The following is a 14,955-nucleotide window of genomic DNA, read 5'->3' as shown; positions in this document are numbered from 1 at the left end:
CCTACTTTGCAGCGACCTCTGGCGCGCGCTCGTTGATAAACAGCGCCATTGATTCAAGATGCCCCGTGTGCGGAAACATATCCAACATCCGCACGCGCGCAAGACGATAACCGGCGCTCAACAGCACTTTGCTGTCGCGAGCCAGCGTGGTGGGGTTACAGGAAACATACACCACCCGCGCCGGCGCCAGTTTTACAATGTGTGACATCACCCCGGCCGCACCGGCGCGGGCGGGATCCAGCATCACCTTATCAAACCCTTGTGCTGCCCAAGGTTGCCGCGCAACGTCGTCCTCCAGATTCTCGTGGAAGAACGACGCATTATTCAGCTTATTCTTATGTGCATTATATTGCCCATTCGCTACCAGCGTGGCAACACCTTCGATGCCCACCACCGCAGCGGCGCGGCGCGCCAACGGCAGGGTGAAGTTACCCATGCCGCAGAACAGGTCCAGCACCCGATCATTGGGTTGAATATCGAGCCATTCAAGGGCCTGCGCCACCATTTGTTGGTTTACGGCGTCATTGACCTGAATAAAGTCGCGCGGACTGAAGTCTAAGCGTAGCCCGTCAACCTGATAATACGGCGTGTCACCGCACAGTTTCTCCACGCGATCGCTGTCCGGTGCCAGATAAACGGCGACGTTTTCCCGCTCGCCAAACGCCAACAGCGCCTGCCGATCCGCCTCTTTCAGCGCGTCGAGATGGCGCAGCACCAGCAGCGGGCCGTTGTCCGCCAGCACCAGCTCCACATGCCCCAGCCGCCGGACCGCCTGCAGCCCGCTCAGACAGGCGCGCACCGGCGCCAGCAGCTGTTCCAGCTCAGGCCGCAGCACCGGGCAGTGATCCACCGCCACCAGCTCGCTGGAGGCCGCCTGCCGAAAGCCCATCATCAGGCGCTGCAGCTTGGGCTGCCACGCCAGGCTCAGGCGGGCACGGCGGCGATAGCCGTATTCCGGGCCGGCGATCACCGGCTCCTGCTGCGGGGTCACTCCGGTTTCGCGGGCGATCATGCGCACCAGCGCCGCTGCCTTGCTCTGCTGTTGCAGCCCCTCATCCGCATGCTGCTGCTGGCAACCGCCGCACACGCCAAAATGCGGGCAGCGCGGTGCCACCCGTTGCGGGCTGCGGCTCAGCAAACGCTTGAGTTTGCCTTTGGCGAACTGGCGCTTGTCTTCGGTCAGCTGGATTTCCGCCTGCTCGCCCGGCAATACGCCCGGCACGAACACCGCTTTGCCGTCGTGGCGCGCCACGCCCTGGCCGAAAGGATCGAGATCGCTCACCGTCACGGTGAAGATTTGTGAGCTCTGCCGGGTCGTCACGCGGCGTTTGGGAGAGTAGAATTGCGCCATATTTGTCGATTGTATGCTGGTTCATTAAGCTAGTGTCAGCTGTCAATTCTCCCACATTGGAATCCCATGACCAAATACAGCCTGCGTGCGCGCATGATGATCCTGATTCTGGCCCCGACCTTGCTGATTGGTTTGCTGCTCAGCACCTTCTTCGTCGTGCACCGCTATAACGAGCTGCAGGAGCAATTGGTCGACGCCGGCGCCAGCATCATCGAGCCGCTGGCGGTGGCCAGCGAGTACGGCATGACGTTCCGCAGCCGCGAATCGGTCAGGCAATTGGTCAGTCTGTTGCACCGCCGCCATTCGGACATCGTGCGTTCGATCACCGTGTTCGATGCGCAGAACAACCTGTTCGTCACGTCCAATTATCACCACAACTTCGCTCAGCTGCAGTTGCCGAAAGGCGTGCCGTTGCCCACCGAACTGATGCTCACCCGACGCGGCGATTCGCTGATCCTGCGCACGCCGATCCTGTCGGAAAGCCAGTATCCGGATGAGACCGCCGACGGCGGCAGCCATCCCGACAACAACCTGGGCTATGTGGCGATCGAGCTGGATCTGCAGTCGGTGCGGCTGCAGCAATACAAAGAGGTCTTCGTCTCCACCCTGCTGCTGTTGCTGTGCATGTGCATCGCCATCCTGTTCGCTTACCGCCTGATGCGCGACGTGACCGGTCCGATCCGCAACATGGTGAACACCGTCGACCGCATCCGCCGCGGCCAGCTCGACAGCCGCGTGGAGGGCTACATGCTCGGCGAGCTGCACATGCTGAAGAACGGCATCAACTCGATGGCGATGTCGCTCACCGCCTATCACGAAGAGATGCAGCAGAACATCGATCAGGCCACCTCCGACCTGCGTGAAACGCTGGAGCAGATGGAGATCCAGAACGTCGAGCTGGATCTGGCGAAAAAACGCGCGCAGGAGGCGGCGCGCATCAAGTCCGAATTCCTGGCCAACATGTCGCACGAGCTGCGTACTCCGCTCAACGGCGTGATCGGCTTCACCCGCCAGATGCTGAAAACCGATCTGAGCGCGACCCAGACCGATTATTTGCAGACCATCGAACGCTCGGCCAACAACCTGCTGACCATCATCAACGACGTGCTGGACTTCTCCAAGCTGGAGGCCGGCAAGCTGGTGCTGGAGCATATTCCGTTCGCCCTGCGTGAAACGCTGGACGAAGTGGTGGTGCTGCTGGCGCCCAGCGCCCACGATAAGGGGCTGGAGCTCACGCTGGATGTGCACAACGACGTGCCGGAGCAGGTGATCGGCGACTCGCTGCGCCTGCAGCAAATCATCACCAACCTGCTGGGCAATGCCATCAAGTTCACCGAAACCGGCAATATCGACATTCGCGTCGAGCTGCGCAAACAGCTGGATCGCCGGGTGGAAGTGGAGGTGCAGATCCACGACACCGGCATCGGCATCTCCGAACGCCAGCAGTCGCAGCTGTTCCAAGCGTTTCGTCAGGCGGACGCCAGCATCTCCCGCCGCCACGGCGGCACCGGGCTGGGGCTGGTGATCACGCAAAAACTGGTGAAGGAGATGGGGGGCGATATCTGCTTCCACAGCCAGTTGAACCGCGGCTCGACCTTCTGGTTCCACATCACGCTGGATCTGAACGAGGGCATGCTGTCGCTGGCGCCGAGCCTGCCGGATCTGAACGGCAAAACGCTGGCCTACGTCGAATCCAACCCGACGGCGGCGCAGGCGACGCTCAACATGCTCAGCGTTACGCAGTTGGTGATCACCCATTCGCCGACGCTGGCCCAACTGCCACCAGGCCATTATGACTTCCTGCTGGCCGGCGTGCCCATCCCGTTCCGCGCCAACATGGCGCAGCACGAGGACAAATTGCTGGCCTCGCTGAAGCTGGCCGATCGGGTGATTCTGGCGCTGCCGTGCCAGGCGCAGATCGATGCCGAGCTGCTCAAGCAACAAGGCGCACTCGGCTGCCTGATCAAGCCGATCACCAGCACCCGGTTGTTCCCGCTATTGAGGATGGAGGCGCCGGCGCGCCTCACCGCGCAGCCTGAGCGTAAACGCCTGCCGCTGACGGTGATGGCGGTTGACGACAACCCGGCCAACCTGAAGCTGATCGGCACACTGCTGGGGGAACAGGTAGAAAAAACCCTGCTGTGCGAGAGCGGCGAGGAAGCGCTGGCGCTGGCGCGCGACAACGTGCTGGATCTGATCCTGATGGACATTCAGATGCCGAAGATGGACGGCATTCACGCCAGCGAGCTGATCCGCCAGTTGCCGCATCACAACTCCACGCCGATCGTCGCCGTTACCGCCCATGCCGCCAGCGGCGAGCGCGAGCACCTGCTGCAGGCCGGGATGGACGACTATCTGGCCAAACCGATCGACGAAAAAATGCTGACCCGCGTGCTGTCGCGCTACCACAGCGGCGACGTGGAAAACGCCATCGCCGACGACACGCCGCTGTCGCTCGACTGGCCGCTGGCGCTGCGTCAGGCGGCCAACAAACCGGACCTGGCGCGCGATTTGCTGCAAATGCTGCTCGATTTCCTGCCGCAGGTGCGCGAGCGGGTACAGGCGCTGCTCGACGGCCAGCATGACGACGAGATCCTCGATTTGATCCATAAGCTGCACGGCAGTTGCAGTTACAGCGGCGTGCCACGCCTCAAGCAGCTGTGTTTCTACCTCGAGCGGCAGCTGCGCCAGGGCATCACCAACGACGAACTGGAGCCGGAGTGGCTGGAGCTGTTGGATGAGATTGAACTGGTGATCCACGCGGCGCGCGCGCATCTGGCGCAACCCGCCTGAATTCTCAGGCCATAACGCAAAAAGGCACGCCGCAGCGTGCCTTTGCTTTTTAACGCCTGACGCTTATCACTGCGCCAGCAGGTACAGCTGGCTCTCGCCGCGCTGAATATTCAACGCCAGCACCGACGGCTTGCTGTCGAGGATTTTACGCAGCTCGCCCAGGTTCTGGATCGGCTGCTGGTTCACGCCCAGGATCACATCGCCCTTTTTCAGGCCGATACGCGCCGCGGCGCTGCCGGCTTTCACGCTGTCGACCTTGACGCCCTTCACGTTGCCGACCTGGGTGTTGCTCAGCTCGGCGCCTTCGATGCCGGTGTAGATATTGCCCGAGGCCACCTGGGTCTGCGCGCTTTGCTCCAGCGTGACGTCAATCGTTACCGGCTTGCCATCGCGAATAATGCCCAGCGACATCTTGCTGCCGACCGGCAATGTACCGATCTCCGCCCGGAACGAGGCGAAGCTGGAAATGGCCTTGCCGTTCATGGTGACGATCACGTCGCCGGCCTTGATGCCCGCCTTCGCCGCGGAAGACTTCGGCATCACCTGGCTGACGAAGGCCCCGCGCTGCGCGTCGACCTTCATCGCCTTGGCCAGCTCAGAGTTCAGCTCGGTACCCATGATGCCCAGCTCGCCGCGTTTCACCTGGCCATACTCGACCATTTGCGCCGTCAGGTTTTTCACCATGTTGCTCGGAATGGCGAAGCCGATACCGATGTTGCCGCCGTCCGGCGCCAGGATCGCGGTGTTGATGCCGATCAGCTCGCCGTTCAGATTAACCAGCGCACCGCCGGAGTTACCGCGGTTGATCGCCGCATCGGTCTGGATAAAGTTTTCGTAGTTTTCGATGTTCAGGCCGCTGCGCCCCAGGGCGGATACGATGCCCGAGGTGGCGGTTTCACCCAGCCCATACGGGTTGCCGATCGCCACGGTGTAATCGCCGACGCGCAGCTGATCGGAATCCGCCATCTTGATCGCCGTCAGGTTCTTGAAGTCTTTCAACTGGATCAGCGCGATATCGGAACGCGGATCCTTGCCGATCACCTTGGCGTCGAAACGTCGGCCGTCGCTCAGCTGCACCTGGATCTTGTTGGCATTGTCCACCACGTGGTTATTGGTCACCACGTAGCCCTTGGCAGCATCGATGACCACCCCGGCGCCCAGCGCCTGGAATTTCTGCTGCGTGCCCTGCGGCTGGCCATCCGGCCCAGGCTGTTCGCCGCCCTGACACATCGGCGAGCCCTGGAACGGCGAACCGTCCTGACAGAACGGCGAATCTTCGCCGAAGAACTGTTGGAACTGCTGCGGCATGCGCGGCGTATTGACCGTGGTGCTGCCCTCAACGTTAATGCTCACCACGGAAGGCATTACCTTTTCCAGCATCGGCGCCAGGCTCGGCAGCTGTTGGGTGCTGGATGAGGCGGTTTCAGCGGCGCTGGCCGTGACCGGGCCCATCGCCATACCGATACTGAATGCCAGTGCGCTCAGAACTAATGCGGTTTTTTTCATCTGTGTGTCTCTTATAAAGTCGTTCAAAAAGAATGATTGTCTTGCGTGCTTATTCAGAGTTAATTAATAGCCCGAAGTTCCGGCACAGATGATTGGCAATAGTAAACAAATATTGTCCGTCTTTACAAAACTCGAGACAGCCAACCGGTTGGAATTGCTGAAATTATTCTTCATATCAATTATTCCGCCGCCATCAATCGACGATATTCATCATAGGCGTAAAGGTCGGTCATTCCGCTGATATAGTCCTGCAATAAACGCGCGCGGAAATAATATTCCCGAATGGCTTGCTGCTCCGGCGATAAATGCTGCAGCCCCTCTACCGCCTCCGCATACGCCAGCCGATGCTTGGTGGACAGCTTGTGGAACAGGCGCGTTTCGATCGGGTAAGCGCGATGACTGTCCTCGTGCACCAGCTGGCTGAAGTCCGCCAGCGACATCGCCAACAGCGGGCTGTAAATGTCCAGCAGGCCGCTGATCACCCGGTAGCCTTGCAGCTCGAGCTGCTCGACCTCCGGGTGGTTGAACACGTGCTTGAACGCCACATTTTTAAATATTTTCAGCAGCTGGTACGCCGGGCTGGAGTCCTCCAGCAGCGCCTGATTGAAACTGCCCTGATAGACCGCGTCCAGATTGTCGATAAAGCGCTGCGCCGCGTGCGGCACCAGCCGCGCCACGGTAAACACCCGCAGATACATGAAGAACTGATCTTCCGCGCTGCGCCGCGCGCCGCCGCGATCGATCTTGCGAAACGCGCTGGCGACGGTCTTGTCGAACAGATCGCCCGGCACCACCTCGCCCCACTCCTGAATCAGGTGCTGATACAGCTGCTCGACGGTGAAAATGCTCTTCTCCACCGCGTCTTCCAGATCGGCCACGCAGTACGAGATATCGTCGGCGGCTTCCATGATATAGGTCAGCGGGAAACGATCGAACTCGCCCATGTGCAGCTCGCGCCGCAGCCGATCGACGAAGGCCTCTTCCGCCAGATAGTAGCCGGGCTTTTTCATCAGGTAACTGTGGCTGGCGGGGATGTCGCTCGCCCAGTAGGCCGGGCGGGTGTATTTCAAAATGCAGCCGACCTGCGCGTAGGTCAGGTTGAGCTTGAGCAGGCTGTACACCATGCGGATCGCTTGGGCATTGCCCTCGAAGTGGCTGAGATCCTGACGGATCCGGCTGCGCAGCCGGTTCAGATCGCTCTCCCCCTCATGCAGGCGCAGCGTCGCCACCTGGCAGCGATCGTGGCTGCCCGGCTCGCTGCCGCAGCTGGCGGGATCGAGCCGTTGGGCAAACCAGTCGTTGATCGCCGACTCGCCGAAGTGACCGAACGGCGGATTGCCGATGTCGTGCATCAGGCAGGCCATTTCCACGATGCTTTCAAACGGATCGAGCAGCCGGGTCAGGCCGAGCTCATCAATTCTCCCCGCCTGTTTGAAGCGGTTGAGGATCTCTTTGGCGATGTGGCGCCCAACCTGCTGCACCTCCATCGAGTGCGTCAGGCGGCTGCGCACCGCCGCGTTGCGCTCCAGCGGAAACACCTGGGTTTTTTGCTGCAGACGGCGAATGGCGGCCGAGTTAACGATGCGCCCGCGATCGCTCTCGAACTGCCGCACGATGTCGTACTCTTCCTCGGCCTCGATCGGTTTGCTGAAAGGCCGTTGAAAGCTGATTTTTTGCTTGAAGTCGATCCCGGACATCTGTTTCTCCGCCGTTGCGCCCTGCCCCCGTGATAACAATTCCCGGCAGCGGATGCAACGCATTATCTCTCATACACAGCCATGATAGACTATGCCGCAATTCTCACGGCCAATCAGCGAGTGTTATTTATGAAAGTAGGCATCATCGGCGCAATGGAGCAGGAAGTCACCCTGCTGCGCGATCAAATCGAAAACCGTCAAACTATCCAGCGCGCAGGCTGCGAAATCTACACCGGCCAAATTGGCGGCGTTGACGTGGCCCTGCTGAAATCCGGCATCGGTAAAGTCTCGGCGGCCATGGGCACCACTCTGCTGCTGGAGCACTGCAGCCCGGACCTGGTGATCAACACCGGTTCCGCCGGCGGCCTGGCCAGCACGCTGCGCGTGGGCGATATCGTGGTATCGGAAGAAGTGCGCTACCACGACGCCGACGTCACCGCTTTCGGCTACGAGCCGGGCCAGATGGCCGGCTGCCCGGCGGCGTTCGTCGCCGACGACGCGCTGATCGCGTTGGCGGAAGGCTGCATCAAACAGCTGGATCTGCACGCGGTGCGCGGCCTGATCTGCAGCGGTGACGCCTTCATCAATGGCGCCGAACCGCTGGCGCGCATCCGCGCGACCTTCCCGCGCGTCGCCGCCGTGGAAATGGAAGCCGCGGCGATCGCCCACGTCTGCCATCTGTTCGGCACGCCGTTCGTGGTGGTGCGCGCCATTTCCGACGTCGCCGACAGCGAATCGCACATGAGCTTTGACGAGTTCCTGGTGGTAGCGGCCAAGCAGTCTACGCTGATGGTCAACGCCATGCTGCAAACCCTGGCCAAGCGCGGTTGATGTGAGGCTGCGCTTCACCTCGATGCTCTGTCTGTTGGCGCTCTGGCTGGCCATGCCGGCCGGCGCCGCTCAGCGGGTGATCAGCCTGGCGCCCAACGCGACCGAACTCGCCTATGCCGCCGGCATGGGCGATGTGCTGGTGGCGGCGAGCGCCTATTCCGATTATCCGCCGCAGGCCGCCAAGCTGGAGCAGGTGGCCTCCTGGCAGGGCATCAATCTGGAGCGGGTGCTGGCGCTCAAGCCGGACCTGATCCTCGCCTGGCGCGGCGGCAATCCGCAGCGCGTGCTGGATCAGCTCGCCGCGTTCGGCATCCCGATCTTCTATGCGGACGCCGATAATCTCGAAGGGATCGCCGGCTTGCTGGACAAGCTGGCGCAATACAGCCCGCACCCGGAGCAGGCGCATCAGGCGGCGGAAGGCCTTCGCCGCCAGTTCGCCGCTCTCAAACAACAGTATGCCGCTAACCCATCGCGGCGCGTGCTGCTGCAGTTCGGCACCCAGCCGCTGTTCACCAGCGCCGGCGCCACATTGCAAAGCCAGGTGCTGGCGCTGTGCGGCGGGCAGAACGTCTTCGCCGACAGCCGCACCCCTTGGCCACAAATCAGCCGCGAGCAGGTGTTGGCGCGCCAGCCGCAGGCCATCGTCATCACCGGCGGCGCGAAAGAAGCCGCCAATGTGAAAGCCTTCTGGGCGCCGCAGCTGCAGGTGCCGGTGATCGCGCTGAACGAAGACTGGTTCAACCGCGGCGGGCCGCGCATCCTGTTGGCGGCGCAGCAGCTGTGCCGCCAGCTGGCGGAGATCCGCTGATGCTGGTGTTCTGGTTGGATATTCTCGGTACGGCGGTGTTCGCCATCTCCGGCGTACTGCTGGCCGGCAAGTTGCGCATGGATCCGTTCGGCGTGCTGGTATTGGGCGTGGTCACCGCGGTCGGCGGCGGCACCATCCGCGACATGGCGCTGGCCAACGGCCCGGTGTTCTGGGTCAAGGATCCCACCGATCTGGTGGTGGCGATGATCACCTGCGTCTTGACGCTGCTGCTGGTGCGCCAGCCGCGCCGTCTGCCGCAGTGGGTGCTGCCGGTGCTGGACGCCGTCGGGCTGGCGGTGTTCGTCGGCATCGGCGTCAACAAGGCCTTCGCAGCCGGCACCGGCCCGCTGGTGGCAATCTGCATGGGGGTGATCACCGGCGTCGGCGGCGGCATTATCCGCGACGTGCTGGCGCGCGAGATCCCGATGATCCTGCGCACCGAAATTTACGCCACCGCCTGCATCATCGGCGGCATCGTGCACGCCACGGCGTTTTACACCTTCAGCATGCCGCTGCAACAGGCCATGATGCTGGGCATGATCATCACCCTGGTCATTCGACTGGCGGCCATCCGCTGGCACCTCAAACTGCCCGCCTTTATTCTCGAACGCTGAGCCGTCGCCCTGTGGGGCGACGCTTGGCAACGCCGCACCTGGTGATTTATTAGACTAAAAACGGGTTTGGTGATATTATTTTCGTCCGAAAAATAGCGTAGCGACGATGTAAAATTCTGTTATCCGCAGGTTAATCCCCTCCCCGCGCTGTTAAAACTTTTTAACTTTTTGCCGATAAGTCATCACAAGATGGCTTACGGATGACTATTCCCGCAATGATGAAAAAAATGCTGCTTGCCTGCTGTGGTGCCCTGCTGAGTGGCACCGCGTATGCCGATGCCGTCAGCGGCCAGATCGGCGTTACCCTGACCATTGAACCGCAATGCGCCGTGCGTCTCGAGGCCGACATCCCACAGGCCGAATGCAGCCACGCGACGGCGCAGCCGAACATCATCCACAGCCCACCGGCACAGGAGAACGGTGCGGAAGTGATCCTCGTGGAATGGTAGGCATAAAAAAACCCGCCGGCCGTAAGGCGAGCGGGTTGATATTCTGACTGGCAAACTCAGATGCTGAACGACGAACCACAACCGCAGGTGGTTTTGGCATTCGGGTTGGTCACCACGAAGCGCGACCCTTCCAGCCCTTCAGTGTAATCCACCGAACCGCCGACCAGATACTGTAGGCTCATCGGATCGACCACCAGCGCCACGCCCTGCTTCTCGATGGTCATGTCGCCATCGTTGACCTTGTCGTCAAAAGTGAAGCCGTACTGGAATCCGCTGCAGCCGCCGCCGGTAATGTAAACCCGCAACTTCAGGTTCGGATTTTCTTCGTCAGCAATCAGGAACTTAACCTTGCTTGCTGCTGCCTCGGTAAATTGCAGGGGCAGTGCCGTTTGATCACTCATACTCTTTACTCCCAACATTGTTCAGCATCAGATCGCGACTATGGCTGCCTGATTAATATTAACGATTATCCGATACCTGAGTGTTGCGTTCAAGTATTCACCGCATTTGTTGTATTTTCCTTACCTGTTTTCTCCGCCGCTTCCCGCGCCAGCTGCGCCTCCTGTCTTTGCAGCGTGCGGGCCAGGATCGACGAATACAGCGGCTTGCCGCCGAGCAGCTGCGCCACCACCGTAGCGCCGAGGCAAGTGATGATCATCGGTAAAATCAGTTGGTAGTTGTCGGTCATTTCCAGCACCAGCACGATACCGGTCAGCGGGGCGCGCACCGTGGCGGCGAACAGCGCCCCCATGCCGGCGATGGCGAAGGTGCCCGCCTCGATGCCGTACTGCGGGAACAGGTGCGCCCCCGCCAGCCCAAAAGCGGTGCCGAACAGCGTGCCCAGCGCCAGCATCGGCGCGAAGATGCCGCCCGGCGCGCCGGAGCCGAAGCACAGCAGCGTAGTGAAGATGCGGGTGATAAAGATGAACATCAACATGCCGACGCTGTAATTGCCCGCCGCGGCGATGGGGATCAGCCCAAAGCCGCCACCCGCCGCCTCCGGCTGGATCAGCCCCAGAATACCGCACACGCCGCCGAGCAGCCCGCCCATCAGCAAGACATTGCGCATTCTGCCGCCGTGCAGGCGCGCAAACATATCCTGAGTGCGGAAGATCAGCGCGTTGAATCCCACGCCCACCGCGCCGAATATCGCCCCCAGCACCAGATAGAGCCACAGGGTATTAATGGGCGCCGAAGAAAGTTTATCGACCGCGATCACCGAGCCCTGGCCGTTAAACAGCTGGAACACCACGCTCGACATGATAACGCCGATAAACACCGCTTTAATCGAGATCAGGTTGTAGCGGAACTGCGGCCGCATCTCTTCGATGATGAACAAGATGCCGGCCAGCGGCGCGTTGAACGCGGCGGACAGCCCAGCGGCGGCCCCGGTCGCCAGCAGCGTATGACGCGCCTCGGCGCCGCGAATGCGCAGCACGTCCAATACCATGCGCCCGACGTTGCCGCCCATTTGCACCGTGGGCCCTTCGCGCCCCAGCACCATGCCCGCCCCCAGCGTGCCCATGCCGCCGATGAATTTCACCGGGATCACGCGCCACCAGCGCACTGGCCGCAGCTCCTCCAGCGCGCCTTCGATCTCCGGAATACCCGAGCCGCCCGCCTCAGGCGCAAAGCGCCGCACCAGGTAATAACCCAGCGCCGCCAGCGCGGCGGACAGGATAAACGCCAGCGGCCACACCAGGCTCCAGGAATCGGCGACCTGCGCCAGTGAAGCCAGCCGCTGCTGCTGCACCCACTCCACCGCCTTATCGAAGGCCACGCCGAGCAAACCGGCCAGCGTCCCCACCAGCGCGGCCATCACCAGGATCGCCACCGGGGTCTTATCGCGGCGAATAAACTGACGCACCGCATCGCTGCGGCTAAGACGCGGGCTCAACGTCCCGACTGGCTGTGATTGTGATTCTGTCATCGCGAATGATTCGTCAGGTAATTTGTAATACAAATAGGCAGGGCGGTTATTCTACCCCAACCCGGCGGCGGGCGCTGCCGTTAATGGTATCTGACTGTGATCGTTTCATAACGCGGCGCTCTCCTCTAGAATAGCGCGGTCAAATCATTCAAAAGAGAATCCAGGAGCCGATTTATGAGCCTACACAGCAAGTCCGAAAGTCTGTACGCCCAGGCGCAACAGTTGATCCCCGGTGGGGTGAACTCTCCGGTGCGTGCATTCACCGGCGTAGGCGGTGTGCCGCTGTTTATCGAGCGGGCAGACGGGGCTTACCTGTTCGATGCCGACGGCAAGGCCTATATCGACTATGTCGGTTCCTGGGGGCCGATGGTGCTGGGGCATAACCACCCGGCGATCCGCGACGCGGTGATCGAAGCGGCGCAGCGCGGCCTGAGCTTCGGCGCACCGACCGAGATGGAAGTCAAAATGGCGCAGTTGGTCACCGAACTGGTGCCGACGATGGATATGGTGCGCATGGTGAACTCGGGCACCGAAGCCACCATGAGCGCCATCCGCCTGGCGCGCGGCTACACCAACCGCGACAAAATCATCAAGTTCGAAGGCTGCTACCACGGCCACGCCGACTGCCTGCTGGTGAAAGCCGGTTCCGGCGCGCTGACCCTCGGCCAGCCGAACTCACCGGGCGTGCCGGCCGACTTCGCCAAGCACACCCTGACCTGCACCTATAACGACCTGGATTCGGTGCGTGCCGCCTTCGAGCAGTACCCGTCCGAGATCGCCTGTATCATCGTCGAACCGGTTGCCGGCAACATGAACTGCGTGCCGCCGCTGCCGGAATTCCTGCCGGGACTGCGCGCCCTGTGCGACAAGTACGGCGCGCTCTTGATCATCGATGAAGTGATGACCGGCTTCCGCGTGGCGCTGGCCGGCGCACAGTCCTATTACGGCGTCGAGCCGGATCTGACCTGTCTGGGCAAAATCATCGGCGGCGGCATGCCGGTGGGCGCCTTCGGCGGCCGCCGCGACGTGATGGACGCGCTGGCGCCGACCGGCCCGGTCTACCAGGCGGGCACCCTGTCCGGCAACCCGATCGCCATGGCGGCGGGCTATGCCTGCCTGACCGAAGTATCACAGGTAGGCGTGCACCAGACGCTGACCGAACTGACCGAAATGCTGGCCGCAGGCCTGCTGCATGCGGCGCAGGAAGAGAATATCCCGCTGGTGGTCAACAACGTCGGCGGCATGTTCGGCCTGTTCTTCACCGACGCGCCGACAGTGACCTGCTATCAGGACGTGATGCAGTGCGACGTGGAACGCTTCAAGCGCTTCTTCCACCTGATGCTGGAGGAAGGGGTGTATCTGGCGCCGTCCGCCTTCGAAGCGGGCTTCATGTCCGTGGCGCACAGCAAGGAAGACATTCAGCGCACCATCGACGCCGCGCGTCGCTGCTTCGCCAAGCTGTAATCCCGGCCGAATGGCCAAAAAAACGGGCGCCTCGGCGCCCGTTTTGTTTTTCGCAGCCGCTTAAAGCAGCGTGCCGTAAATGGTCAACAGCGCCACTACCACCACGATGATCATCGTCACCTTGCGCGCCAGCGTCACCGCCGCCCGCGGCGTTTGCACCGGATCCATATGCGGATCGCGCGCCAGCGAGAACTGCGCCAGCCGCGTCAACACCTGATACGACGACGAATGCCGATCCCCCAGCGAGGCGAACCAGGCCGGCAGCGCACGCTCGCCGTGGCCGAACAGCGCATAGGCCACCCCAGCCAAACGCACCGGGATCCAGTCCAGCCAGTTCAGCAGGTGATCGATGCCCGATTGCGAACGCTCCAGCGGCGTATTGTGGCGCGCCAGCCAGGTTTGATAGGCGCGCAGGAAGGCATACCCCGCCAACGCGATCGGCCCGTAAGGCCCAAAGACCACGAACCAGAACAGCGGCGCCAGGTAATAGCGGAAGTTGATCCACAGCAGCGCGTTTTGCAGCTCGCGCAGGCGCAGCTCTTCGCTGCAGTCCACCGGCAAACCGTGGATCAACGCCAGCTCTTCCGCCATCTGATCGCTGGCGTGGGTATCGCCCTGCCGCGCCGCTTTCAGGTAGGCGCGGTAGTGTTTGCGCTTGATGCCGGCGCCGACGCACAGCAGATCGATGACAATCCACAGCAGCAGCGTCACCACGCCGAAGAACAACCCGTGCGACAGCCACAGAACGCCCCAGACGATCACCATCCAGGCGGCGGTCATCGCCAGCGTCTGCGCCAGCGAAACCCGATGCAGCCGCTGAAACACCACTTCGAGACGGTGATCCAGCTGCCAGTGTTCTCCCAGCTTAAACAGGCGCTCCCAGGCCAAAACCAGCAACAGCGTAAACAGCGTCATTAGCGATTCCTCTCCCTTTTTCTTGTCTCAAGCATAGCGTCGGCGGGCGCGCCGCGTTGTTCCAGAGATGCCAGATAGCGATCCCAATCGAACGCCGGTCCGGGATCGGTCTTGCGGCCGGGAGCGATATCGCAATGCCCGGCGATATTGGCCACCAGCGGCGGATAACGTTCGGCCAGCAGCGCGGTGACCGCCTGCAGCCTGTGGTATTGCGCCTCGGTGTAAGGCAACAGATCGGTGCCTTCCAGCTCGATGCCGATGGAGAAATCGTTGCACCGATCGCGCCCCTGATACAGAGAAACGCCCGCGTGCCAGGCGCGTTGGTCGAAGGGCACATACTGCACGATCTCCCCGTCGCGGCGGATCAGACAGTGCGCCGACACCCGTAGCTGATGGATCTCGGCGAAATAGGGGTGCTGCGCGGGATCGAGCGTGCCGGTAAACAGCTGGTCGATATAGGGGCCGCCGAACTCGCCGGGCGGCAGGCTGATGTTGTGGATGACCAGCAGCGAGGGGGGCTCGTCATCCGGGCGCCGATCGCAGTGCGGCGAGAGCACTCGCGTCACCCCGACAATCCAGCCATTTTCCAACTGCATC

At 61.9% G+C, this 14,955-nt stretch carries 13 protein-coding genes; 6 read left to right on the top strand and 7 right to left on the bottom strand.

The window, feature by feature from the left end:
- Position 1: 1 nt before the first annotated feature.
- Entirely contained in the window at positions 2–1,351 is a 1,350-nt protein-coding gene (gene rlmD / locus C9411_RS07400; RefSeq protein WP_107226768.1) for a 23S rRNA (uracil(1939)-C(5))-methyltransferase RlmD, read from the bottom strand.
- A 66-nt stretch (positions 1,352–1,417) separates the two neighbouring features.
- On the opposite strand from rlmD, the gene barA reads away from it, so the two are divergent.
- Positions 1,418–4,144, top strand: a complete 2,727-nt coding sequence (gene barA, locus C9411_RS07395; protein ID WP_063991391.1) for a two-component sensor histidine kinase BarA — start codon at positions 1,418–1,420, stop codon at positions 4,142–4,144.
- Between the two features lie 66 nt (positions 4,145–4,210).
- Here the strand turns inward: barA and degP are convergent, their stop codons facing one another.
- Positions 4,211–5,650, bottom strand: a complete 1,440-nt coding sequence (gene degP / locus C9411_RS07390; RefSeq protein WP_033637134.1) for a serine endoprotease DegP — start codon at positions 5,648–5,650, stop codon at positions 4,211–4,213.
- Positions 5,651–5,829: 179 nt separating this feature from the next.
- The gene (dgt, locus tag C9411_RS07385; RefSeq protein ID WP_107226767.1) at positions 5,830–7,347 is read right to left on the bottom strand and encodes a dGTPase; all 1,518 of its coding nucleotides are present in this window, start codon (positions 7,345–7,347) and stop codon (positions 5,830–5,832) included.
- Between the two features lie 129 nt (positions 7,348–7,476).
- Here dgt and mtnN point away from each other — a divergent pair, with 129 nt between their 5' ends.
- The 4 genes from mtnN to C9411_RS07365 all read left to right on the top strand — a co-directional run bounded on the left by mtnN (position 7,477) and on the right by C9411_RS07365 (position 10,049).
- On the top strand, positions 7,477–8,178 hold the full coding sequence (gene mtnN / locus C9411_RS07380; protein WP_063991393.1) for a 5'-methylthioadenosine/S-adenosylhomocysteine nucleosidase: 702 nt from the start codon (positions 7,477–7,479) through the stop codon (positions 8,176–8,178).
- A 22-nt stretch (positions 8,179–8,200) separates the two neighbouring features.
- A complete protein-coding gene (btuF, locus tag C9411_RS07375) occupies positions 8,201–8,986 on the top strand; it encodes a vitamin B12 ABC transporter substrate-binding protein BtuF (protein ID WP_107226808.1) in 786 nt (261 codons plus the stop codon).
- A complete protein-coding gene (locus tag C9411_RS07370) occupies positions 8,986–9,600 on the top strand; it encodes a TRIC cation channel family protein (protein ID WP_063991394.1) in 615 nt (204 codons plus the stop codon). The genes btuF and C9411_RS07370 overlap by 1 nt, the downstream gene beginning before the upstream one ends.
- 200 nt (positions 9,601–9,800) lie before the next feature.
- Positions 9,801–10,049 carry a hypothetical protein gene (locus C9411_RS07365; protein ID WP_130018495.1) on the top strand — a complete coding sequence of 83 codons (249 nt, stop codon included), beginning with the start codon at positions 9,801–9,803 and terminating at the stop codon, positions 10,047–10,049.
- 56 nt (positions 10,050–10,105) lie between these two features.
- Here the strand turns inward: C9411_RS07365 and erpA are convergent, their stop codons facing one another.
- Both erpA and clcA read right to left on the bottom strand, forming a co-directional pair.
- A complete protein-coding gene (gene erpA / locus C9411_RS07360) occupies positions 10,106–10,450 on the bottom strand; it encodes an iron-sulfur cluster insertion protein ErpA (RefSeq protein WP_033649222.1) in 345 nt (114 codons plus the stop codon).
- Positions 10,451–10,539: 89 nt separating this feature from the next.
- Positions 10,540–11,979: a H(+)/Cl(-) exchange transporter ClcA gene (gene clcA, locus C9411_RS07355; RefSeq protein ID WP_107226766.1), complete on the bottom strand. Its 1,440-nt coding sequence runs from the start codon at positions 11,977–11,979 to the stop codon at positions 10,540–10,542.
- A 174-nt stretch (positions 11,980–12,153) separates the two neighbouring features.
- Here clcA and hemL point away from each other — a divergent pair, with 174 nt between their 5' ends.
- Entirely contained in the window at positions 12,154–13,443 is a 1,290-nt protein-coding gene (gene hemL / locus C9411_RS07350; protein WP_049272773.1) for a glutamate-1-semialdehyde 2,1-aminomutase, read from the top strand.
- A 60-nt stretch (positions 13,444–13,503) separates the two neighbouring features.
- Here hemL and ampE read toward each other — a convergent pair whose 3' ends face one another.
- Both ampE and ampD read right to left on the bottom strand, forming a co-directional pair.
- Positions 13,504–14,358: a beta-lactamase regulator AmpE gene (gene ampE / locus C9411_RS07345; RefSeq protein WP_033631795.1), complete on the bottom strand. Its 855-nt coding sequence runs from the start codon at positions 14,356–14,358 to the stop codon at positions 13,504–13,506.
- Positions 14,358–14,954, bottom strand: a complete 597-nt coding sequence (gene ampD / locus C9411_RS07340; RefSeq protein WP_063991396.1) for a 1,6-anhydro-N-acetylmuramyl-L-alanine amidase AmpD — start codon at positions 14,952–14,954, stop codon at positions 14,358–14,360. The genes ampE and ampD overlap by 1 nt, the downstream gene beginning before the upstream one ends.
- Position 14,955: the final 1 nt, after the last annotated feature.

Origin of the sequence: Serratia sp. Nf2 (assembly GCF_003028435.1) — a bacterium.
GTDB lineage: Bacteria > Pseudomonadota > Gammaproteobacteria > Enterobacterales > Enterobacteriaceae > Serratia > Serratia marcescens_L.
The sequence above is the reverse complement of the archived record's forward strand: the minus strand, read 5'-3'. Positions and strand labels throughout refer to the sequence as shown.